Here is a 22,921-nt window from a genome sequence, read left to right on the forward strand (position 1 = left end):
TTATCCTTGTCCGGTAATGTGCATTTCAATCAGATCCAAGAATGGATCGGCGTATTTCTCTAACTTCTTCTGACCTACGCCATTTACGGCAAGCATTTCACCATAGGATGTCGGTGTGATATCAGCCATGTCCATTAAGGTCGCGTCACTGAAGACCACATAAGGTGGTAAGTCATCGCGATCTGCAATCGACTTTCTCAATTTACGTAACTTAGCAAACAGCTGCTTATCGTAATTACGGTTATTGAGTTTTTCTGATTTTGCTGTTTTCGCCGCAATATCTAAACGCGGAACAGCAAGCTCTAAGGCTTCTTGTCCTTTTAAGATAGGACGAGCTTCTTCTGTTAATTGTAAGGTCGAGTTTCGGGTAATATTCTGCGCTAATAATCCTTTATGGATCAGCTGGCGAATAATACTCACCCAATACTCATGGCTGTGTTCTTTACCAATACCATAAGTCGATAACTTATCATGGCCATGTTCACGGATACGGGCGATCTTTAGCCCTCGTAATACTTCCACCACATAGCCAACACCAAAACCTTGGTTTACTCGATATACGCAAGATAATGCTTTTTGTGCAGCTTCTGTACCATCAAATTGTTTTGGTGGGTCTAAACAGACATCGCAGTTACCGCAAGGCTTAGCGCTGTATTCTCCAAAGTAGTTTAATAGTACTTGGCGACGGCAAGTTTGGGCTTCAGCAAAAGCAGTCATGGCATTCAGTTTATGGCTTTCTACCAATTTTTGAGGACCTTCAGGCTTCTCTTCTACCAGTTTTCTTAGCCATACAATATCGGCAGGATCGTATAACATTACCGCTTCAGCAGGCAAACCATCACGCCCTGCTCGTCCTGTCTCTTGGTAGTAAGATTCAATGTTCTTAGGAATATCAAAGTGTGCGACAAAACGAACGTTTGATTTATTAATCCCCATACCAAAAGCAACCGTGGCTACCACGATCTGAATATCGTCTCGCTGAAACGCTTCTTGTACGTAGTTGCGCTCATCCAAATCCAAACCAGCGTGATAAGCCGCAGCTCGAATATGGTTATTGCAGAGCTTTTCCGTCAACATTTCTACTTTTTTACGACTGCCACAATAGATCACACCACACTGGTTTTTCTGTGTAGCAAGATAACGAACAATTTGACTTACTGGCTTGTGCTTTTCTAATACCGTATATCGGATATTTGGACGGTCAAAACTGCCCAAATATTCATGAGGATTCGGTAAAGAGAGACGATTTAAAATGTCTTTACGCGTAGCATCATCAGCTGTCGCGGTTAAGGCCATAATAGGAACAGCAGGAAAGCGTTGTTTAATCTGTCCAAGTGATGCGTATTCTGGACGGAAATCGTGACCCCATTGTGAAATACAGTGCGCTTCATCTACCGCTATCATGCACAAATTTAAGGAGGCTAAACGATCCATAAAGTCACGCATCATCACGCGTTCAGGTGAAACATACAGCATTTTTACCACGCCAGAGTTAACACGATTCCAAATCGAAATTTGCTCTTCACGATCAATGGTTGAGTTTAAACACTCCGCCTTTACGCCATTAGCTTTAAGTTGATCAACCTGGTCTTTCATCAATGAGATTAAAGGAGAAATAACCAAGGTTAACCCGTCAAAAACCAATGCGGGTATCTGATAACAGAGAGATTTACCACCGCCCGTTGGCATGATAACAAGGCTGTCTTTACCATCAAGGACGGCATTAATGACTTCTTCTTGTCCAACACGGAATTCTTGGTAGCCAAACACGTCTTTTAAAACGGTATAACTTGGCGATACCTGTTCCATTAACTGCTCTGCGATAATGCTGGACATAAAAAACTCATCAATACTATGGGAGGCTCATTCTACCTATGGTTATTGGTGAGGAAAAGAGCAATAGGAAAATACTAGGCACATTCGACACTCCCCTCTATACTTCGTCACATAATAACTCCTATAAGGTGTGATCATAAAAAGACCTTATCTATTACAATACTTCACTAAGAATTTGCTTATGCCAACCACTGAACTCGAACAACAGCGCACTCGCCAGGGTGTTTTTTTTGCTCTTGGTGCTTACACCATGTGGGGCATTGCACCTATTTATTTTAAAACCATCAGTGAAGTCTCGCCTTTTGAGATTTTAAGTCACCGTGTGATTTGGTCTTTCTTTTTTCTGGCTGGATTACTGTTTCTATCTAAAGGCTGGAAAACCGTTTCTAACACGTTAAAAGATAAGAAAAAAATGGCTTATCTGGCAACTACAGGATTATTAATAGGAACTAACTGGCTCATCTTTATTTGGGCTGTTACCGCCGATCATATGTTGGATGCCAGCCTTGGGTATTTTATCAACCCTATTTTTAACGTCATGCTTGGAATGGTTTTCTTGGGTGAGAGATTGCGCAAACTACAGTGGCTTGCGGTTACTTTTGCCGTCATTGGTGTGGTTATTCAGCTAGTCACTTTTGGCTCTATCCCTATCGTTGCATTAGCACTGGCTTGTAGTTTCGGTTCTTATGGTTTATTACGTAAAAAAGTAGCGATGGATGCACAATCTGGCTTATTTATTGAAACTCTCGTTATGTTACCTATTGCTGCTGTTTATTTATTATTTATTGCAGACTCCCCAACCTCAAACTTTGCAGCAAATCCAATGACTCTAAATTTATTACTCGTTGCTGCGGGCATTATTACCACGGTACCTCTGCTTTGTTTTACCGGTGCTGCTACACGATTAAAACTATCGACGTTAGGGTTTTTCCAATACATAGGACCAAGTTTAATGTTTGTTCTTGCGGTTGGGCTTTACGGAGAGGAGTTTAGTGCAGATAAGGCAATTACCTTTGTCTTTATTTGGAGTGCTCTGATTGTATTTACTACCGATGCTATCTTGTTCAGAAAGAAAAAGAAGAAGATCAGGCATTAGTTTTGATATTACGTTAATAAAAAAGAGAGCAAATTCGCTCTCTTTTTTTATTTTTAAATCACTTAAATTACAGCGATTCTAATTTAGCGTATTGAGTGACTAACCACTTAATCCCTTCGCCATTAAAAGCAACTTGAACACGACCCTGTGGACCCGCCCCTTCAAAGTTGATAATGGTTCCTTCGCCAAACTTAGGATGCTTCACTCGCTGACCTAACGCATAACCCGTTTCATTAAAGTTATTATTCACCGCTTTTTGACCAAAACGGCTGTCTGAAGACGCGCCTTGCGAGCCATAGCTACCGTACGAACCTGTGCGGCTGACTTTCGCTTTCATGCGAACTTCTTCAACACATTCCGTTGGGATCTCTTTAATAAAGCGCGATGGTTTATGGTATTTATCTTGGCCATACAAACGACGCATCTCTGCATAAGTGATGTACAGTTTTTCCATCGCACGAGTCATACCGACATAACAAAGACGACGCTCTTCTTCTAAACGTCCGGCTTCCTCTGCTGACATTTGGCTTGGGAACATGCCTTCCTCAACACCCACCATAAACACAAGCGGGAACTCTAGCCCTTTAGCACTGTGCAATGTCATCAGTTGAACGGCATCTTCAAACTCATCCGCCTGACCTTCACCCGCTTCTAATGCTGCGTGAGTTAAGAAAGCAGTGAGATCAGTCATCTCTTCTGCTTCTTCTGGCTTATCAAACTGACGAGTTGCGGTTACCAACTCTTCCAAGTTCTCAATACGCGCTTTTGATTTTTCGCCTTTCTCTTGCTCATACATAGCAAACAGACCCGAGCTTTTAATCACTTGGTCAGTTTGTTCATGCAGACGACAGTCACGAGTATCGTCTTCTAGTGCATTAATTAGCTCGATAAAACGGCTTAATGCACCAGCAGCACGACCCGGTAATACTTGCTCTTCAATTAAAGCGATACTCGCTTGCCACATGGTTGCACCACGCTCACGAGCAGCAAAACGAACCGTCTCTAATGTCTTATCACCTAAACCACGCGTTGGCGTATTAACAACACGCTCAAACGCAGCATCGTCATTACGGTTATTCATTAAACGCAAGTAAGACAAAGCATCTTTGATCTCTTGTCGTTCGAAGAATCGCATACCTCCGTAAATTCGGTACGGTAAGCCTGCTTGAATTAACGCTTCTTCAAGAACACGAGACTGGGCGTTATTACGGTATAGGAAAGCAGAGTCTTCCAATGCTCCACCGTTATCACGCCACTCTTTAATCTTACCCACAGCAAAGCGTGCTTCGTCTAATTCGTTATACGCCGAATAAATAGAAATTAACTCGCCCTCAACGCCTTCAGTCCATAATTTCTTGCCCATGCGTTCAGTGTTGTTACTGATCAATTCATTGGCAGCGTTTAGAATATTGGCGGTTGAACGGTAGTTTTGCTCTAGGCGAATGGTTTTGGCACCAACAAATTCATCTAAGAATTTTTGAATGTTTTCAATCTGGGCACCACGCCAACCATAAATCGATTGGTCATCATCACCCACGATCATCACATTACAATCTGAGCCAGCCATCATGCGTAACCACGCATATTGAATGTTGTTGGTATCTTGGAATTCGTCGACCAAAATATGCTTAAAGCGCGCTTGGTAATGCTCACGAATATGCTTGTGATCACGCAGTAGTTCATGGGCACGAAGAAGAATTTCAGCAAAGTCGACTAAGCCAGCACGATCACACGCTTCTTGATACGCGGTATACACTTTTAGCCAAGTCTGAGCGATAGGATCATTAAAGGTGTTAATTTGATGCGGACGCAAACCTTCATCTTTTTTGCCATTAATAAACCATGCAGCTTGGCGAGCTGGCCAGTTCTTATCATCTAGATTCTGGGCTTTGATCAAGCGTTTTAATAAACGTTGTTGATCGTCCGAATCGATAATTTGAAAGCCTTCAGGCAATTTTGCATCAAGATAATGAGCGCGAAGAATGCGGTGACAAATACCGTGGAAAGTACCATTCCACATACCGCCAGCACTGCCATGCATTAACTCTTCAATACGACCACGCATTTCAGCGGCGGCTTTATTGGTAAAGGTTACTGACATGATTGAGAAAGGAGACGCTTGTTCGATTTGCATTAACCATGCGATACGATGCACAAGTACTCGAGTTTTACCACTACCGGCACCCGCAAGCACAAGCATGTTTTCTAACGGAGCGGCTACGGCTTCGCGTTGTTTGTCATTAAGACCATCAAGAAGAAAAGAAACGTCCATCACATCACACTGGTTATTTATACATGTGAGTGAAGTATATACTGAAATGAAGTGAGACCCAAACGCCGAGGGGGGATTTGCCTTTAATTGAGCAAAGCTAAGACTGACTTCGACTTAGCTTACGTCCCTTCGCTTTAGTTTATAAGAAAGCTTAGACCGGTTTTGCCTTACATTGCTGCTGCCCACTACGGTAAGGTAAAATAGATGTCTCTTGCTCACCATTAGAGACCACTTCATAAAACTGAGGTAAATTGAAGTTCACTTTATCTGGATTCGCTAAATCGACATTATTACGGCTTGAGGTGTAATAATGGTTAATGCTGTTGACCATGTCATCTTTACTGCCATAACATTGATGGTAAATCTCAACCTTATTCTCTTCATCTAAGACGTAGATATTAAAGCCTTCATCCTGACTGTCATCAAAGAAGAACTGAATTAAACCTTCACTTGCAAACGAATCTACCGCTTCTGGAATAACGATACCACTGCTATCGCCAAGAGGAATAGTCGTTGAACCAATTGCTTTATTGGTTGAAATACTCGAGTAGAATTGTACCGAATCTTCCAGTTTTTGAATCGAAACCCCACGACGCTCAAAGAATAAGCCATACATGGTCGAGCCAATCTTTATGCCTTTAAAACGACGACGTTTTTCGTTATTTTCAACTGGTTTTAGACGCAGTTCGATACACTCAGCCAGCAATTGATAAATATTATTACGAATAATACCGCGCATCTGTTTGCTATAGCAGAAAACATCAACCGATTCGGGACGTGTTGCGTCTTGGTGCATTTTACATAGTACGGTTTTAAGCGCATCTAGAATGGCGGTCTCACCACTAAAGTTAAGCGTTCTCACTTCATGCCATGAATTACGGTATACCAAGTCGACACTGCCGATCAGATTATTCTGCTCACTACCACAACTGAAAATATCCGCATCCGTCTGATTCATACGTTCAGGCTTCATCTTCAATGTTTCTGTTGGGTCATTTTCTAAATTAATAAAAATAGAAAGCTGGCGAACCTCACATGGACTACCCAACTCTTCTTTGGTTGGGTGTGGCATATGAACAGAAAAGGTATTTCTTAGATCACTGACCATTTGATAGAACTTATCAATGTTCAAATCAGCATCGCGAACCACGGCATCTAAACGCGTTGATTCGGTTAGTAAGCCATTAAAAAATGCCCATGCCACTAACTTACTCAAATATCGGTTATGCTCTAAGTGCTTTGCACCCATTAACTCTTTTGCAATTAATGGTTTTTTATAAACATACCAACCCGCTTTGTTAATACCGCCATCTTGCACTTCAACGAAGCTCAAATCTGCTTCATGTAAGTCAGGGGAAATTTGGGGGTTCAGTAAGGTCACCTTGCCTGGCAGCTCTTCAAATGCAGCATACAGCTTACGAGCAAGAATACTGATATCTTCGGGGCTAATCGACGACGTTATATCATTATTACGCGCAAAACGGATCAAGTTACGATAACTTTGCATTAACGCTTCTAGCAAGTCGTTATGCGCTTTTTTAACTTGTTCCACCTTCCATGTACGACGAGAATCAAGCTCAACAATCGTCGCTTGAGGCCATCCCCACTGAGTCGTCAATTCTGTTAGCGCTTTACGGCGCCATTCAACAGAGCCTTGCCCTTGACGACGAGACAATTTCTCATGGGTTTTAAGGTAGAAACTACGGCGTACTAATTCTAAACGAGCCGGATCATTGGTCCGCTCAAGATAACGCGTCACTTTTTCTAGCATCAGATAATACGCATCCATACCGTAGAGATCAGGCTCATCGGCAAAGAATCGACGTTTACTATCAATACTTAATAATTGAGTGTGTGGGTATTCCCAAGAATAGGCTTCTAATAAGATCGCTTTTAGCACCGACTTAAACGGTGAATCAATACTCTTATAGAGTTGCCATAAGCTAGAGCCAAAGTACTCTTCTGCTGGTATATGATTTAGGCGCCCAAAATCAATCCATTGATCTCTTTTTATTACACCTTGAGAGCATAGCTGATCGACATATTCGTCATAACTCTCTTCCATTTCTGGTGGAATAATTTGCCATAACAGCTGCTGTCCACCGAGACATACTGCCGTTCGATAAAATTCATCTAACAATAATAAGTGCTGGGAAGACCCGCAGTTATCGCCCGTCATCTCTTCTGAATACGCTTCACGAAAACGGTTTTGTTCCATTAAGAAAAAATTTGCTTCAATATAAAATTGCTCTGCCCACTCTGTTAGCGCATCACACTTTTGCTGCAATAATACTTTTTTCTCTGCGGGAAGATCTTCTGGAATACAGACCCATATATCAAGGTCACTGCCAATGGTTTGACCAATAGAAGAAGTACTACCCATAGAATACAAACCAAGGATACTGCCCTGATTAGAGGTAGATAAAGGATAGCGAAGCGTCAGTTGAGCCATCCACTCACGCTGCTTCTTATTTGCATGAAACTGTTTAATACCGCTAGGTGCACCTTCAATAAAACCCGGAAGCTCCGAGTGATTAAAATGCAACAATAATGGCAATTGATGGAAAATCTCTTGCCCGAGTGGTTTCATTAATGCCAGCGCACGCTCTATACGTTGTTCCGTAAGGCGTTGCTGTCTAGCAATTAAAGTTTCAATATAGGTTTGCAAATAGAAAGCCTAGTTCATCTTTGTCATCAGTGATGACGGTTAATATTGAATATCATTTATTCAATACCGACTGTAAAACGTGATCAAGATAACACTTTTCATTGTGCTCGTAAAGTTTACACGCTTACAACAATATGGGTGCCCATACCATTTGGGTGTCGTTTTTAACCTATAATCACACTGTTGTCATCCTGTATTTTCACCTCACCCTCAAGTAGTGATAGGATAAGGTAATTATTTTGATCGGATATTACTATGTCACAGCAATTACCAGTTCGAATTGCCACTCGCAAAAGCCCTCTGGCTCTATGGCAAGCACACTTTGTTAAAGATGCACTGCAAACACTTCATCCAGGTTTGGAAGTAGAATTAGTTACAATGGTAACTAAAGGCGACATCATTCTTGATACGCCATTAGCAAAAGTAGGCGGAAAAGGATTATTCGTAAAAGAACTTGAAGTGGCTATGTTAGAAGGCCGTGCTGACCTTGCGGTTCACTCAATGAAAGATGTTCCTGTTGAGTTTCCTGAAGGATTAGGCTTAGTGACAATTTGTGAGCGTGAAGATCCACGTGATGCATTTGTCTCAAATACTTACACTTGCATTGAAGACTTACCACTAGGTTCGGTTGTTGGTACTTGTAGCTTGCGTCGTCAATGTCAATTACAAGAAGCACGCCCTGACTTAATTATTAAAGAACTACGTGGCAATGTAGGCACTCGTCTACAAAAATTAGACGACGGTAATTATGATGCGATCATTCTTGCGTGTGCCGGTCTTATCCGTCTTGGTCTAGAAGATAGAATCAAAAGCTCAATTGAACCAGAACAATCGCTACCTGCCGTTGGTCAAGGTGCGGTGGGCATCGAAACTCGTTTGGACGATACTCGTATTCGAGCACTACTTGAACCATTAAACCACCCAGAAACCGCGCATCGAGTATTGTGTGAGCGCGCAATGAATAACCGTCTTGAAGGTGGCTGTCAGGTTCCTATCGGTAGCTACTCTCTTATTGATGGTGACCAAATCTGGTTACGCGCGTTAGTTGGTGAGCCTGATGGTTCTATCATGGTACGTGGTGAAATTACAGGGTCTGTATCAGACGCCGAAGCATTGGGTACACAACTGGCTGAACAGTTACTTAACGATGGCGCGAAAGATATTTTAGACCGCCTCTACGCTGACGCTTAACGATGACGATTTTGGTGACTCGCCCTGAGCAAGAGAGCCAAGCATTGTGTGATGCCCTGAATCAATTAGGGCATCCTGCTATTTCTCACCCGTTGTTAACTATCCATCCCGGTAATGAACTCTCTCAACTTCCAGAACTTTTCTCACCACTCTCTGATGGGGATTTCCTTATTGCGGTCAGTCAGCACGCTGTCGAACACACTCAAAATTACTTGCAACATCACCAAATTGAGTGGAAAAAAGGGCTAAATTATCTTGCTGTTGGTCAAAAGAGCGCCCAACACCTCAGAACCTATATTTCAGATGCAGTACACTTCCCAACACCGAGCGACAGTGAACATTTATTAGCGCTTCCAGTGCTAAACCGTGTGGCAGGTAAGAAAGTACTTATTTTACGAGGAAACGGGGGACGTGATCTAATTTATCAAGCACTTGAAGCACTCGGTGCAGAAGTAAATTACTGTGAAGTTTATCAACGTAAAATGACGCCTTTTGATGGCAAACTCAATGCCCAAAAATGGCAATCACAAAACATCAATACCATAATTATCACCAGCGGAGAGCAACTGTCGTTTTTCACCTCTCAATTTGCTGGAACAGACTTAGATTGGGTGCTGCACTGTCGATTGTTAGTGCCTAGCGAACGAATTAACCTACTTGGACAACAACTTGGTTATCAACATATTGAAACGGTTGGCGGAGCCTCTAATTCCGACTTGCTGCACTATATCTGTGAGCATCATCATGATGGGATTTTCAAATGACAAAAAATAATCAACCACAGACTGCAGAAGAAGCAGAACTGGTTTCCTCTTCTCCTGCAATAGAAAAAGAACAGAAGAAAACAGAGCAAACACCACCACAATCAACGACAAAAACAGACGCATTTGTTGATAAAAAAAGTCGTCGTCTAGGCACTGTTGCTATCATTATCTCTATTCTGTTGAGTGGCGGAACCTTCCTTACCTCTCAACAACAAACAACACAACAGCAGATTAAAATCGCTCAGCTTGAACAACAACTCAAGGCTGCTGATAGCTCTTTTGATGCAAAACTGGTCACCGCAGAGCAGCGTATTACCGATAAAGCAGACGAAATCGTTCGTAAAGCAACGGTATTAATGCAACAGCAAGATAAAAGCATTGCGAGCCTACAACTGGCGATTGCTGATGTGAAAGGCCGTCGCCCGAATGACTGGCTACTTGCTGAAGCTGATTACTTGGTAAAAATGGCTGGTCGTAAACTGTGGCTTGAGCATGATGTGGTTAGCGCTACCCGATTAATGGAAAATGCCGACCAACGAATCTCTGCACTAAATGACCCAAGCTTAACTCCTCTACGTCGCGCAATGGCCAATGACATTGCGACATTAAAAGCCATTCCTCTTATTGACCGTGATGGATTAGTTCTTAAACTAAATAGCCTTGAACAACAAATTAATCAATTACCGTTAGCCAGTGCGATTCTTCCTGAAGCCAATGCGATTGAGACAAAAGAAGTGTCTACTAATATCAATGATTGGCAATCGAACCTAATGCAATCACTGGATGACTTCGCAGGACACTTTATTACTTATCGTGTGCGTGAAGGTAATGTCATCCCATTACTAAGTCCTGAGCAACACTTCTACCTAAAAGAAAACATTAAAGGTAAATTACTGCTGGCTTCAAAAGCATTATATCGTGAACAAAGTGAAGTTTACGCAACCGCTTTAGAAAGTGCGAAATTATGGTCTTCACAATATTTCCAACAAGATGACCCCGCAGTAAAAAGCTTTATGGCTCAGTTGGATTCCTTAGCTAAACTCAACGTCGATGTTCGTTATCCACAAAAACTTAAAACTCAAGTGCTACTGTCTGATTTCATCTCTGAGCGCCTACGTCGTAACGTACAATCTATTGGCGAAACGCAAGTAAAAACAGAGCCGGCAAAGAAAGCCCTTGCTCCTGAAAAGAAAGCCAACGTAGAAAAAATGACTAAAGGAGATGAATCATGATCCGATTACTTCTTCTGGCCATTGTCTTAGTCGGTGGATTAATCGTAGGGACGACATTTGCCGACCAACAAGGTTATGTGCTTATTTCTGTGGCTGATACAACGATTGAAATGAGTCTAACCACACTGGTTATCTTTATTGCAGCCTTGATCGCAGGGTTATTTTTATTAGAAATACTGGTAAAACGCATTCTCTCTGTTGGTAATTTTACTCGTGGTTGGTTCAGCGCTCGTCATTTACGTAAAGCGCGTTATAACACCTTTAAAGGTATGATCAAACTGCATGAGGGGGAATGGAAAGAAGCGGAACGCCTGATCACCAAAGGCGGTCGTTATAATGACTTTCCTCTACTTAACTATCTTGCTGCTGCTGAAGCCGCTCAAGGTCGTCAACAGATAGAACAGCGTGATCGCTACCTACAACTGGCTTCTGAACAGTCAGACAGTACACTCGCGGTAGCGCTAACAAGTGCAAAATTACAAATGCGTGAAGAAGAGTATGAGCGCGCCCTTGCTACTCTTCAGTCAGTCAAAGTCGATTACCCTCGTAACCCTATTTTACTTGGGTTACTTAAAGAGTGTTATTTGGCACTTAATGAATGGCAAGCCCTAAAGAACATCATTCATCCTTTAACTAAAGCGAACCTTATTTCAGAGCGGCAAGCGTTAGAACTGGAAGAGAAAGCGGAATGTGGATTAATGGCCTTTATCGCAACCAATAAAGGCACAGCAGGCTTATTAGAGCATTGGAATACGCTGCCTAAGAAACTAAAAAAACACGTTCCTGTTTTAATTTGTTTAATCAAACAATTACATGATCGTAAAGCAGACTCTGAAGCTTATATTATCCTGCGTGATAACTTGAAGAAACGTGCGGATGATCGCTTAGTCGCACTCTTACCTACGTTGAACCTGGCTGATTATCATCCTGCAACCGTATTACTAGAAAACATGGCCAATTACGACGTGCGTAACCCTGTTATTCAAAGTACGCTTGGCCAGCTATATATGCGCACAGAAAAATGGCAGCCCGCACGCGACCACTTTGAAGCGGCATTAGAGGTGCGTGAAGATATGTCTGATTACGCCTACCTTGCACGAGTACTAGATAAGCAAAACCGTAAGCAAGCAGCAGCGGACTTATCTCGTAAAGCGCTTACCATGGTTGATGATACAGAGTAATACAAAAGTAATTTAGCACTTAGAATACTCAATTTATACCCATAAAAAATGCCACTATTAACGTGGCATTTTTATTTGTATTAACTAAAGCTAAAAATTAGATAAAGGCAAACGCATCACCAAATAACTGTTCTTTCTTCGCTTGTTTTTCTGTGGTGAATTGCTCACGCGCAGCGCCTGCCATCTCAAAACGACCTGCAATGTAGATATCCATTTCAGCTAAAGAGTTAAAATCTTCTTTTACCGCTTCAAGTACATTACCCGTTTTACCCGCCCAGCCTTCCGCTTTCTCTACAACAGGTACAAAGGTAATATGCTCATGCGCTGCTGCAATGGCTTCTATCTCTGCTTTTGCATACAGTTGACACTCATCACGGCCACCCCAGTATAGGAAGATTGGCTTTTGAATTTTTTGACTAATGGCATGATCTAAAATTGAACGTACGTAGCTAAAACCAGTACCACCAGCGATTAACAGCATTGAACGCTCGCTGTCTTCACGGATCCACGCTTCACCATGAGGGGCATCAATTTGGATATCTCCGCCGTTTTCTAGTGCCGCTTTCATTGACTCCACCACTTCACCGGCATAGGCATTGTGCTCTGCAGCGCCGATGTGTAGTTCAATTTCGCCTTCATGACGACAAGGGCTGCTAGCGATTGAGAATGGGCGCTTGTCTTTCTCTCCCATCACAACCATTAGGTATTGGCCTGCTTTAAATTCTACTGGCTGTTCTGGGTGAAGTAATATTTGAAAAGTATTACAAGCCAATGGCTCGATAGACTTTACTTTGCAATTGATTGGCATGACTTTCCTTTTTCAGCTGATACCTATTTAACATGGTATTTATACGCTGTAATTATTATGTGTATTGAGCATTAAGCTCTAATTATACGGGGAGGATTTATTCTAACAACAGCACTAAATCACTTTTTGCTGTTGCCTGACACGCAAATACCCACCCTTCTTGTTGTTCTTTGTCGGTTAGAAGTGGTTCTAAATCGTATTCAATTTCCCCTTCTAACTTTTTACATAAGCACATGGCACATGCACCTACTTGGCATCGATTTGGGTAGTTTATCCCCGCTTCCAATGCCGCATCTAAGATGGTTTGTCCTTCTTCGATGCTGAATTCTTTTTGCTGTGGGAGTAAGGTTATTTTTTTCATCACACCTTTCTTTATCTTTTTCAGAGCTTAATGAAATACCTTTTCGTTTACTTTATCCAGTGAAATGAAATGTCTTTCCGCAAAAGCAGAATGGATTTAATTAGTGTTGATAGCTTATCGATAACAACAGCTGTTTTGCTACAAGACATTACACTTCACTAAAATATGTAGTAAACCAATACTTATTTGAAAATACCTAATTCATCCCAAATGGCATCGATTTTAGCAACAACTTCTGGGTCTTTCTTGATTGGTGTTCCCCACTCACGAAGACATTCAGAGCCCAATTTATTGGTCGCATCTAATCCCATTTTTGAGTGTCCGTCGCCATCTTGCAAAAATAACGTATCTCTTGCAGGGTCCATTCGAGTGGTTACCGCCCAAATAATGTCGTTCCAATCACTCACATCGACATCGTCATCACACACGATAACAAACTTGTTCTCATCAAACTGAGACCAAACCGCCTCCATGATTTTCTTACCATTACCGACCGCTTGCTTATTGATAGAAACGACGACCATACTGGCATTGTTGTTTTGCAAATGAATATCGATAATCTCAGGGCACGCTTTGGTAATTTCCGCCAAACACCCTTCAATCTGCTCACTGTCTGTCAGTGAATATTCAACATTAGGTGATAATGCTAATTCGGCGTCCCATTTTTTAGTGATATCTAAGCCCATTTTTGAGCCTAAACCAACGACTGGCGAAGCAAAATCTAATGAATCGATTGGTGTATTCTCTATCATCAAACTATCACGAGCTGGATCCATATGCTGAGACATTGCTGCAGTCACTTGTGACCAATCTCGTGCGTTAACCTCTTCATCACACACTAATACAAATTTGGTGTACATGAACTGACGCAAGAACGACCACACCCCCATCATCACGCGTTTTGCGTGTCCTGGGTATTGCTTCTTCATCGTCACTACCGCCATGCGGTACGAACACCCTTCTGGTGGCAAATAGAAATCAATAATTTCAGGAAATTGCTTTTGTAAGATCGGCACAAACACTTCGTTTAACGCCACACCTAATACCGCGGGTTCATCAGGTGGACGGCCCGTATATGTACTGTGATAGATAGGCTCTTTACGCATGGTAATGTGCGTTACAGTAAATACGTGATGTTTTTCAACTTCATTATAGTAACCGGTGTGATCGCCATAAGGGCCTTCATCGGCAAACTCAGCAGGATCGATATAGCCTTCAAGTACAATTTCAGCATTGGCTGGGACTTCTAAATCGTTACTAATCGACTTAGTAATTTCAGTTCGACTACCACGCAGAAGACCTGCAAATGCGTATTCTGATAAGGTGTCAGGAACTGGCGTTACAGCACCAAGAATCGTGGCAGGATCGGCACCAAATGCGACAGAAACAGGGAAAGGTTCACCTGGGTTAGTTTCCATCCAGTCACGCAAATCAAGCGCACCACCACGGTGAGCAAGCCAACGCATGATGACTTTGTTTTTACTCAGTTTCTGTTGACGATAAATACCCAAATTCTGACGTTTCTTATTTGGGCCTTTAGTGATGGTTAAACCCCAAGTTAATAGCGGTGCAACATCATCTGCCCAGCAACTCATTACCGGAATTTTATCTAAATCAACCTCATCACCTTGCCAAACAATCTGTTGGCAATTTGCCTTGCGAATATTCTTAGTTGGCATATTCAATACTTGCTTGAATACCGGCAATTTATCTAGTGCGTCTTTAAAACCTTTTGGTGGCTCTGGCTCTTTTAGATACGCTAATAATTTACCCACTTCACGCAGTTCAAGAACCTCTTTACGACCCATACCAATCGCAACACGTTCAGCAGTACCAAATAAGTTCGTTAATACAGGGATATCGTAACCGATGGGATTTTCAAATAGCAATGCTGGACCACCCGCTCGTAAAGTACGATCGCTGATCTCTGTCATTTCATAATGTGGGTCAATGGGGTGTGAAATGCGTGTTAACTGCCCGATCTGTTCCAAGTGATTGAGAAAATCACGTAAATCCTTATATTTCATCGCTATCTACTGTCGTGAAGTTTGAATAGATTATACCCAACCCAATTCAAACTCACACTCTCTATTTACTTTTGCCAATCAAGCTCGTGATTAGCGTTGTGATAATGCTAAGCTAACGTGTTGCTTTCGAACTTTATTACGTGTTGTTGGCAGACTTTCTAACCACGATGTATGGCCATAATTAGCAAGATGCATTGCCACCGCACCACCGTCTTGAATATGGTCAATTTTAGCCAATAAGAACTGTTGAACATCTTGAGGTAGAGGATGCAGCTGAGCTAATGAAGCAAAAGCATTCTGTTTTAAAGATGGATTATTGGTTGCTGACATTAATTGCTGAGTCGCAAATGGATCGGGAGCGATACGAGATAAACGCTCAAGCTCTGCAATGCTGTGTTGATCAGTACGCATTTTCCATAAGATTTTATACACATCACTGCTTTGAGATAATTGAGCAAGACGTACCATTACCTCGGTCGTTGGTAACCAAACAGATAAAGGATCATCGGTAATTTGTGATACAAGATAACCTAGCGCTTCAGGGGTTAAGCTATCCAATTCAGCTAAGACGATCGATTGACGAACACGAACCTCATGAGGCTCACCCACTAGCCATTCAGATAACACCAAGCGCCTCTCTTCAGTCGCGAGAATAAAATCCAACACCTGTTGGTCTTTTTTCATTTGGTTTAGAACGCGCGAAGCAATACTAGAATAATCAAAAGCGAGTTTCGTCACCACATACCCATTACCTTGCTCTTTAATAGTATAAGTCGGATGAATAGCCAATTGTTCTTTCAGCCAAATGGTCCCCTTAGGGCTTAATATCAGTTTTTTTTGTTCTATTTGCTGTACCAACATGAAGCGAACAGCTTCTTGCTGTGGCATAGAGAGACGATTAAGAGAAAAGTTGAGCGTGATGATATCGCCATCAATCAAATATTGATGCAGTTCATCGACCTTCTTATTGAGCTGCTGGTCAACCAGCAAGCTATTGACGAAGCTTGGTTGAACATCAGATGCAGAAACCTGACTCGTCAGCAAACTTGCAGAGAGGAGGATCGATGCTAACAGTCCTTGTCGCATATGTTACTCCTTTAGATAAACTAAGCGGACATTCCTATTCCAAAGCTTAGTACAAATGATGATGCCGTTAAATTAACAAAAACTCAACAAAAAACGCCACCTAAATAGGCAGCGTTTCATTATTTATTGACCTTGGTACCAATAATTGAGTTAAGTATCAATTATTGACGACGCATCGCATCAAAGAATTCGTCGTTAGTCTTCGTCATTGATAGCTTATCAATTAGGAATTCCATTGCGTCAGTCTCGCCCATTGGGTGAACAATCTTACGCAAGATCCACATTTTCTGTAGCTCATCCGGCTTAGTTAGCAACTCTTCACGACGAGTACCTGAACGGTTAAAGTCGATAGCTGGGAATACACGTTTTTCCGCAATCTTACGGTTTAGGTGTAATTCCATGTTACCTGTACCTTTGAACTCTTCGTAGATAACTTCATCCATTTTAGAGCCAGTATCAACAAGCGCTGTTGCGATGATAGTTAAGCTACCACCTTCTTCAACGTTACGAGCAGCACCGAAGAAGCGCTTAGGACGGTGAAGTGCGTTTGCATCCACACCACCAGTAAGAACTTTACCAGATGATGGAATTACAGTGTTGTATGCACGAGCTAGACGAGTGATTGAGTCAAGCAAGATAACTACGTCTTTCTTATGTTCAACAAGACGTTTTGCTTTCTCGATAACCATCTCAGCAACTTGTACGTGACGAGACGCTGGCTCATCAAACGTAGACGCAACTACTTCACCCTTAACTAGGCGTTGCATCTCTGTTACTTCTTCCGGACGTTCATCGATAAGTAGAACCATCAACTCACACTCAGGGTGATTATGCGCAATACTTTGGGCGATGTTTTGAAGCAACATTGTTTTACCCGCTTTTGGCGGAGCAACAATCAGACCACGTTGGCCACGGCCAATTGGTGATGCTAAATCAAGAACACGTGCTGTAATGTCTTCTGTTGAACCATTACCACGCTCCATGCGTAAACGATCGTTCGCATGTAAAGGAGTAAGGTTTTCAAAAAGGATTTTGTTACGAGCATTATCAGGACGATCATGGTTAACTGCGTTTACTTTAAGAAGAGCAAAGTAACGTTCGCCATCTTTCGGTGGACGAATCTTTCCAGAAATCGTGTCACCAGTACGCAAGTTAAAGCGACGAATTTGGCTTGGAGACACATAAATGTCATCCGGGCCAGCCAAATAAGAACAATCTGCAGAACGAAGGAAACCAAAGCCATCTTGAAGAATCTCAAGAACCCCATCTCCAAAGATGTCTTCACCGCTTTTCGCATGTTGCTTAAGGATGGAGAAGATGATGTCTTGTTTTCTTAGACGCGCTAGGTTTTCTAGGCCTAATGATTCGCCAAGAGCAACAAGATCCGATACAGGTCGGTTTTTAAGTTCAGTAAGATTCATAGTGGTAGGTAGTTGTTTAGTCAAAATCAGATTCTATCTTTAGTTGATTTAAGAATGGATGACCTTCGAGCTCGGTCAAGAAATGAAATCGTATGAATTACGCGCGATAAATTATCACTTATTCGCTTTTTAGTCTAGGGGATTCCCCTTAATTTCTGAGCTTAGCTTAGCTCAGATAAAACAAAACCGCACATAATTTCTCATTATATGCGGTTCTATCTACTTTAATGCTGTCCTATATTACAGGTTTGCATCAAGAAACTCTTTAAGTTGAGTCTTAGAAAGTGCACCCACTTTCGTTGCAGCTACGCCGCCATCTTTGAAAAGAAGCAGTGTTGGAATACCGCGAATACCAAACTTTGGTGGTGTTCCAGCATTCTGATCGATATTTAATTTACCAATCGTTAATTTGCCTTCGTACTCGTCAGCAATTTCGTCCAAAATAGGAGCGATCATTTTACAAGGACCACACCATTCCGCCCAGAAATCTACTAATACTGGGCCTGCAGCATTGATCACACTTTCTTCAAAACCGCCATCTGTAAGCTGCAAAATTTTGTCGCTCATCGTCAACTCCAACGTTAAATTTAAAGGCTGATTTGATGATAACCAGCAAATTGATTCTCTATTTGAATGGAATACGTTTCGTATTGCAAGCTTTAACTGATATTCTATAGCAATGAAAAAGACGCACATCACAGAGCAAAACTTTGCCGACCTAGGTTTACAGCCTCAGGTTATCGACGGTTTGAATGCAAAAGGGTTCATTAAATGTACTCCTATTCAAGCTAAGGCATTGCCGGTACTGCTCGCCGGCCAAGACATTGCAGGCCAAGCCCAAACGGGTACAGGTAAGACGTTAGCGTTCCTTACTGCTACTTTTAATCACCTATTAACGACACCGGCACCTGAAGGTCGTAAAATCACGCAACCGCGTGCCATCATCATGGCGCCAACACGTGAACTAGCGATTCAAATCTTCAATGATGCAGAATCACTGATCGCAAGCACGGGTCTAAAAGCCGCGTTAGCTTACGGTGGCGAACGTTACGAAAAACAACAACAAGTGATTGAGCAAGGCGTTGATATTTTGATCGGTACTACCGGTCGTATCATCGACTTCTATAAGCAAGGTCACATCGACTTTAAGATGATCCAAGTGGTTGTTCTTGATGAAGCCGATCGCATGTTCGATCTTGGTTTTATTAAAGATATTCGCTTTATCTTCCGTCGTATGCCTGCGCCAACTGAACGCTTGAACATGTTGTTCTCTGCTACGCTATCTTACCGTGTACAAGAGCTTGCTTTTGAACACATGCAAGAGCCAGAGCACGTTGTTGTTGAACCAGAACAAAAAACAGGTCATCGCATCAAGGAAGAGCTTTTCTATCCTTCAAATGATCACAAAATGGCATTACTTCAAACGCTTATTGAGGAAGAATGGCCAGATCGCGCGATTATCTTTGCAAACACTAAACACAAGTGTGAATCAGTTTGGGGTCACCTAGCTGCTGATAAACACCGCGTTGGTCTTCTTACTGGTGACGTTCCACAGAAAAAACGTGAGCGCATTTTAGAAGAGTTTACTAAAGGTGATGTCGATATCTTAGTGGCTACTGATGTCGCTGCTCGTGGTCTTCACATTCCACAAGTAACGCACGTATTTAACTTTGATTTACCAAACGAAGCAGAAGATTATGTTCACCGTATTGGCCGTACTGGTCGTGCTGGTGCAAGTGGTAACTCTATTAGCTTCGCATGTGAAGAATACGCAATTAATCTTCCAGCAATCGAAGAGTATATTGAGCATTCAATTCCACAATCTGATTACGACGCTTCAGCATTACTTGAAGATTTACCTGCACCACTACGTCTTCAACGTCGTCCGCAGCAAAATCGTCGTAACGGCAACAACAATGGTCAACGTCAAGGCGGAAATCGTAAATATTCTCGCCCACGTCAACCTCGTAGCCCTCAAGCATAATCTGAGTTCTACGGAAAAAATTAAAAGGATGTTATGAAAAGTTCAACAATATCACCTATGTATGCCGCCATTGATTTAGGCTCCAATAGCTTCCATATGCTTGTTGTGCGTCATATAAATGGTAGTGTGCAAACCATGGCCAAAATTAAACGTAAAGTTCGTTTGGCTTCGGGATTAGATGAAAACTACACACTCAGCCATGAAGCTATGCAGCGTGGGTGGGATTGTTTGAGCTTATTTGCAGAACGCCTGCAAGACATTCCTGTAGAAAACATTCGCATTGTCGGAACCGCAGCATTGCGCGTCGCGACCAATGTGGATGTCTTCTTAGAAAAAGCCAATCAAATCTTAGGTCATGACATTAATGTGATCGAAGGCGAAGAAGAAGCTCGTATGATTTACCAAGGAGTTGCGCACACTTCAGGTGGTAATGGTCGCCGTTTAGTTGTTGATATCGGCGGAGCAAGTACAGAGTTAATTATTGGCGATGGCTTTGAAGCTCAAGCACTCACAAGCTTAAAAATGGGCTGTGTAACTTGGTTAGAAGGCTATTTTAAAGATCGTGCATTAACGCAAAGTAACTTTGATGCGGCCATTGCTGGTGCAAAAGAGACACTAGCTCCTATCCTAACTCGATATACCGACCTTGGTTGGCAAACTTGTGTAGGGGCAAGTGGTACGGTCCAAGCATTGCAAGAAATTATGTTGGCGCAAGGCATGGATGAGGTGATTACCTTGGCCAAGCTAAAGCGCCTTCAAAAACAAGCAATGCAATATGAACACCTAGAAGAATTAGATATCGATGGATTAACGCTTGAGAGAGCACTCGTGTTCCCGAGCGGTTTATCCATCCTTATTGCTATTTTTGAATTATTAGACATCGATTCTATGACGTTAGCTGGCGGCGCTTTACGTGAAGGTCTGTGCTACGGCATGATCGATGAATTGCAGCACGATGAAGTATGTCAACGTACGATTAAAAGCGTTCAACAACGCTATCAGCTAGATGTTGATTACGCACAACAAGTGACAGACTTGTCTATCCAATTAGTTCAACAATGTGGGGATAACTGGCTTGTTGAACCTCAAGCATTACCTTTACTAACGGCTGCAACTCAACTGCATGAAATTGGTATGTGTATTGATTATAAAAAAGGTGGAGAGCACTCTGCCTATTTAATCAATGCCCTTGATTTACCGGGATTTACTCGCGCTCAAAAACATTTACTTGGTGAACTATTACGCCGTTACCGTGAATCGTTTTCAGCAATGCCCGCCCAACATGCTGTTTCAGATGCCTCAGCGCAACGTATGTTACGTATACTTCGTTTAGCACTTATCTTAACCCATCGTCGCGATGTAAATTTAGCACCAGCGGTAACCCTATCTGAAAACAACGATGTTCTGTCGCTGTCTATTGATGCTACTTGGTTAGCTGCGAATCCTCTAACAAGAGCTGAACTAGAGATTGAAGCAGATAAGCAGACGAATATTGGTTGGGATTTGGTTATAGATGCTAGGGACGAGTAAGAGCCTATGCGCTGCGCTGACTAGAGGCTAGAACGCTTCGCTTCTATAAGAGCAAAAGCAAGAGCCTTACTGGTAGTAATTTCAGGATTCAGGATTCAGGATTCAGGATTCAGGATTCAGGATTCAGGATTCAGGATTCAGGAAAAATAAAAGCATGATGATTAACTAAAATCATCATGCTTTTTTTATTTTTTAGAAAAGAGTTAACAGCACTGAATTCTATGCTCTTATAGCCTCTAGTTAGCGCAGCGTATAGTCTCTAGTTAATACTAAAACCCACCACACCCACCCCTGAAACCTTTAAGCGAAGCGATCTGAACCCTGCCCTTACTTCTTATCTTCCGCCAACCACTCTGCTACATCTTTCGCAAAGTAAGTTAGGATGCCATCCGCACCAGCACGCTTAAAGCACAGTAGCGATTCCATCACTGTATCGCGCTCACTCAACCAACCATTCATAATAGCGGCTTTGTGCATCGCGTACTCACCTGATACTTGATAAGCAAACGTAGGCACTTGAAGTTCAGTTTTAACACGGCGAACGATGTCCAAGTAAGGCATACCTGGTTTCACCATCACCATGTCCGCACCTTCATTGATGTCCATTGCCACTTCATGAATTGCTTCATCACTGTTTGCTGGGTCCATCTGGTAATTTTTCTTATTACCGCCTTTCAGGTTTGATGAAGAACCCACTGCATCACGGAACGGGCCATAATAACAAGACGCGTATTTTGCAGAGTACGCCATGATTTGTGTATGAACATGGCCCGCTTTTTCTAGCGCTTTACGGATCTCACCAATACGACCATCCATCATATCAGACGGAGCCACCACATCAGCACCCGCTTCTGCATGTGATAACGCCTGTTTAATCAGAACTTCTGTCGTTACGTCATTCATTACGTAACCATCTTCATCGATGATGCCATCTTGGCCGTGTGTTGTGAATGGGTCTAGAGCAACATCTGTAATCACACCAAGCTCTGGCACATGCTCTTTCAAAGCTTTAACTGTACGTTGAACTAAACCTTCAGGATTGTGAGCCTCAGCAGCACAAAGACTCTTCGCATCTTGTGAAACCACAGGGAAAAGTGCAATCGCAGGAATGCCTAAATCATAAAGACGCTGTGCTTCTTCAAGCAATAAATCAATTGATAAGCGCTCAACACCCGGCATTGACTCTACCGTTTCACGACGATCTTTACCCATAAGTACGAACATTGGATAGATTAAGTCATTAACGGTTACTTGGTTCTCAGCCATTAGACGACGGCTAAATTCATGTTTACGCATACGGCGCATACGGCGGTTTGGAAACGCACCTAGAATGGATACAGACACACTGTGCTCCTTTTTTGTATTTATGATACGTTCCAATATATACCTATCGAGTAGCTAATCGTAGTCTTTACCCTGACTTTTTCGTATAGATCTGATTTTTACTTTGAACTTGGTATGATA

17 protein-coding genes are annotated in these 22,921 nt (G+C 42.3%); 7 read left to right on the top strand and 10 right to left on the bottom strand.

What is annotated here, in order from left to right:
* The gene (recQ, locus tag F8B77_RS08115) at positions 1–1,836 is read right to left on the bottom strand and encodes an ATP-dependent DNA helicase RecQ (protein ID WP_151654940.1); all 1,836 of its coding nucleotides are present in this window, start codon (positions 1,834–1,836) and stop codon (positions 1–3) included.
* Between the two features lie 181 nt (positions 1,837–2,017).
* On the opposite strand from recQ, the gene rarD reads away from it, so the two are divergent.
* Complete coding sequence (gene rarD, locus F8B77_RS08120) at positions 2,018–2,932, top strand: EamA family transporter RarD (protein ID WP_151654941.1); 915 nt, start codon at positions 2,018–2,020, stop codon at positions 2,930–2,932.
* A gap of 67 nt (positions 2,933–2,999) precedes the next feature.
* Here the strand turns inward: rarD and uvrD are convergent, their stop codons facing one another.
* Entirely contained in the window at positions 3,000–5,204 is a 2,205-nt protein-coding gene (uvrD, locus tag F8B77_RS08125) for a DNA helicase II (RefSeq protein WP_130087426.1), read from the bottom strand.
* Between the two features lie 151 nt (positions 5,205–5,355).
* Positions 5,356–7,872: a class I adenylate cyclase gene (locus tag F8B77_RS08130; RefSeq protein WP_151654942.1), complete on the bottom strand. Its 2,517-nt coding sequence runs from the start codon at positions 7,870–7,872 to the stop codon at positions 5,356–5,358.
* 255 nt (positions 7,873–8,127) lie between these two features.
* On the opposite strand from F8B77_RS08130, the gene hemC reads away from it, so the two are divergent.
* Genes hemC through F8B77_RS08150 form a run of 4 tightly spaced genes read left to right on the top strand, consistent with a single transcriptional unit; the run spans position 8,128 to position 12,240 of the window.
* Positions 8,128–9,063, top strand: coding sequence for a hydroxymethylbilane synthase (hemC, locus tag F8B77_RS08135; protein ID WP_151654943.1), 936 nt, complete (start codon positions 8,128–8,130; stop codon positions 9,061–9,063).
* Positions 9,064–9,065: 2 nt separating this feature from the next.
* A complete protein-coding gene (locus tag F8B77_RS08140) occupies positions 9,066–9,827 on the top strand; it encodes a uroporphyrinogen-III synthase (RefSeq protein ID WP_151654944.1) in 762 nt (253 codons plus the stop codon).
* Entirely contained in the window at positions 9,824–11,059 is a 1,236-nt protein-coding gene (locus F8B77_RS08145) for a uroporphyrinogen-III C-methyltransferase (protein ID WP_151654945.1), read from the top strand. Before F8B77_RS08140 ends, F8B77_RS08145 begins: the two co-directional genes overlap by 4 nt.
* Positions 11,056–12,240, top strand: a complete 1,185-nt coding sequence (locus F8B77_RS08150) for a heme biosynthesis HemY N-terminal domain-containing protein (RefSeq protein ID WP_151654946.1) — start codon at positions 11,056–11,058, stop codon at positions 12,238–12,240. Before F8B77_RS08145 ends, F8B77_RS08150 begins: the two co-directional genes overlap by 4 nt.
* A 97-nt stretch (positions 12,241–12,337) precedes the next feature.
* Here the strand turns inward: F8B77_RS08150 and fre are convergent, their stop codons facing one another.
* From fre to trxA, 6 genes are all read right to left on the bottom strand, one after another.
* Complete coding sequence (fre, locus tag F8B77_RS08155) at positions 12,338–13,048, bottom strand: NAD(P)H-flavin reductase (protein ID WP_151654947.1); 711 nt, start codon at positions 13,046–13,048, stop codon at positions 12,338–12,340.
* A gap of 97 nt (positions 13,049–13,145) precedes the next feature.
* Positions 13,146–13,409 carry a 2Fe-2S iron-sulfur cluster-binding protein gene (locus F8B77_RS08160; RefSeq protein WP_005416876.1) on the bottom strand — a complete coding sequence of 88 codons (264 nt, stop codon included), beginning with the start codon at positions 13,407–13,409 and terminating at the stop codon, positions 13,146–13,148.
* A 182-nt stretch (positions 13,410–13,591) separates the two neighbouring features.
* Positions 13,592–15,436 (bottom strand): 4-hydroxy-3-polyprenylbenzoate decarboxylase, encoded by a 1,845-nt coding sequence (ubiD, locus tag F8B77_RS08165; RefSeq protein WP_151654948.1) that lies wholly within the window; start codon positions 15,434–15,436, stop codon positions 13,592–13,594.
* 90 nt (positions 15,437–15,526) lie between these two features.
* Positions 15,527–16,522, bottom strand: coding sequence for a hypothetical protein (locus tag F8B77_RS08170; protein ID WP_151654949.1), 996 nt, complete (start codon positions 16,520–16,522; stop codon positions 15,527–15,529).
* Between the two features lie 161 nt (positions 16,523–16,683).
* Entirely contained in the window at positions 16,684–17,943 is a 1,260-nt protein-coding gene (rho, locus tag F8B77_RS08175) for a transcription termination factor Rho (protein WP_130048028.1), read from the bottom strand.
* Between the two features lie 240 nt (positions 17,944–18,183).
* Positions 18,184–18,510, bottom strand: coding sequence for a thioredoxin TrxA (gene trxA, locus F8B77_RS08180; RefSeq protein WP_005416871.1), 327 nt, complete (start codon positions 18,508–18,510; stop codon positions 18,184–18,186).
* Between the two features lie 112 nt (positions 18,511–18,622).
* Here trxA and rhlB point away from each other — a divergent pair, with 112 nt between their 5' ends.
* Positions 18,623–19,927 carry an ATP-dependent RNA helicase RhlB gene (gene rhlB, locus F8B77_RS08185; RefSeq protein ID WP_151654950.1) on the top strand — a complete coding sequence of 435 codons (1,305 nt, stop codon included), beginning with the start codon at positions 18,623–18,625 and terminating at the stop codon, positions 19,925–19,927.
* Positions 19,928–19,960: 33 nt separating this feature from the next.
* Positions 19,961–21,457 carry a guanosine-5'-triphosphate,3'-diphosphate diphosphatase gene (gppA, locus tag F8B77_RS08190; protein ID WP_151654951.1) on the top strand — a complete coding sequence of 499 codons (1,497 nt, stop codon included), beginning with the start codon at positions 19,961–19,963 and terminating at the stop codon, positions 21,455–21,457.
* A gap of 327 nt (positions 21,458–21,784) precedes the next feature.
* On the opposite strand, the gene hemB is transcribed toward gppA, so the two are convergent.
* On the bottom strand, positions 21,785–22,801 hold the full coding sequence (gene hemB, locus F8B77_RS08195; RefSeq protein ID WP_151654952.1) for a porphobilinogen synthase: 1,017 nt from the start codon (positions 22,799–22,801) through the stop codon (positions 21,785–21,787).
* Positions 22,802–22,921: the final 120 nt, after the last annotated feature.

Source organism: Aliivibrio finisterrensis (genome assembly GCF_008933155.1).
GTDB classification, from domain to species: domain Bacteria; phylum Pseudomonadota; class Gammaproteobacteria; order Enterobacterales; family Vibrionaceae; genus Aliivibrio; species Aliivibrio finisterrensis.

Excerpts from the sequence above, each read along its gene's own strand:
- F8B77_RS08145 (WP_151654945.1), top strand. The coding sequence starts at position 9,824 with ATGACAAAAAATAATCAACCACAGACTGCAGAAGAAGCAGAACTGGTT.
- ubiD (WP_151654948.1), bottom strand. The coding sequence starts at position 15,436 with ATGAAATATAAGGATTTACGTGATTTTCTCAATCACTTGGAACAGATC.
- rarD (WP_151654941.1), top strand. The coding sequence starts at position 2,018 with ATGCCAACCACTGAACTCGAACAACAGCGCACTCGCCAGGGTGTTTTT.
- fre (WP_151654947.1), bottom strand. The coding sequence starts at position 13,048 with ATGCCAATCAATTGCAAAGTAAAGTCTATCGAGCCATTGGCTTGTAAT.
- F8B77_RS08170 (WP_151654949.1), bottom strand. The coding sequence starts at position 16,522 with ATGCGACAAGGACTGTTAGCATCGATCCTCCTCTCTGCAAGTTTGCTG.
- F8B77_RS08140 (WP_151654944.1), top strand. The coding sequence starts at position 9,066 with ATGACGATTTTGGTGACTCGCCCTGAGCAAGAGAGCCAAGCATTGTGT.
- recQ (WP_151654940.1), bottom strand. The coding sequence starts at position 1,836 with ATGTCCAGCATTATCGCAGAGCAGTTAATGGAACAGGTATCGCCAAGT.
- uvrD (WP_130087426.1), bottom strand. The coding sequence starts at position 5,204 with ATGGACGTTTCTTTTCTTCTTGATGGTCTTAATGACAAACAACGCGAA.
- rhlB (WP_151654950.1), top strand. The coding sequence starts at position 18,623 with ATGAAAAAGACGCACATCACAGAGCAAAACTTTGCCGACCTAGGTTTA.
- hemC (WP_151654943.1), top strand. The coding sequence starts at position 8,128 with ATGTCACAGCAATTACCAGTTCGAATTGCCACTCGCAAAAGCCCTCTG.
- F8B77_RS08160 (WP_005416876.1), bottom strand. The coding sequence starts at position 13,409 with ATGAAAAAAATAACCTTACTCCCACAGCAAAAAGAATTCAGCATCGAA.
- gppA (WP_151654951.1), top strand. The coding sequence starts at position 19,961 with ATGAAAAGTTCAACAATATCACCTATGTATGCCGCCATTGATTTAGGC.
- F8B77_RS08150 (WP_151654946.1), top strand. The coding sequence starts at position 11,056 with ATGATCCGATTACTTCTTCTGGCCATTGTCTTAGTCGGTGGATTAATC.
- trxA (WP_005416871.1), bottom strand. The coding sequence starts at position 18,510 with ATGAGCGACAAAATTTTGCAGCTTACAGATGGCGGTTTTGAAGAAAGT.
- rho (WP_130048028.1), bottom strand. The coding sequence starts at position 17,943 with ATGAATCTTACTGAACTTAAAAACCGACCTGTATCGGATCTTGTTGCT.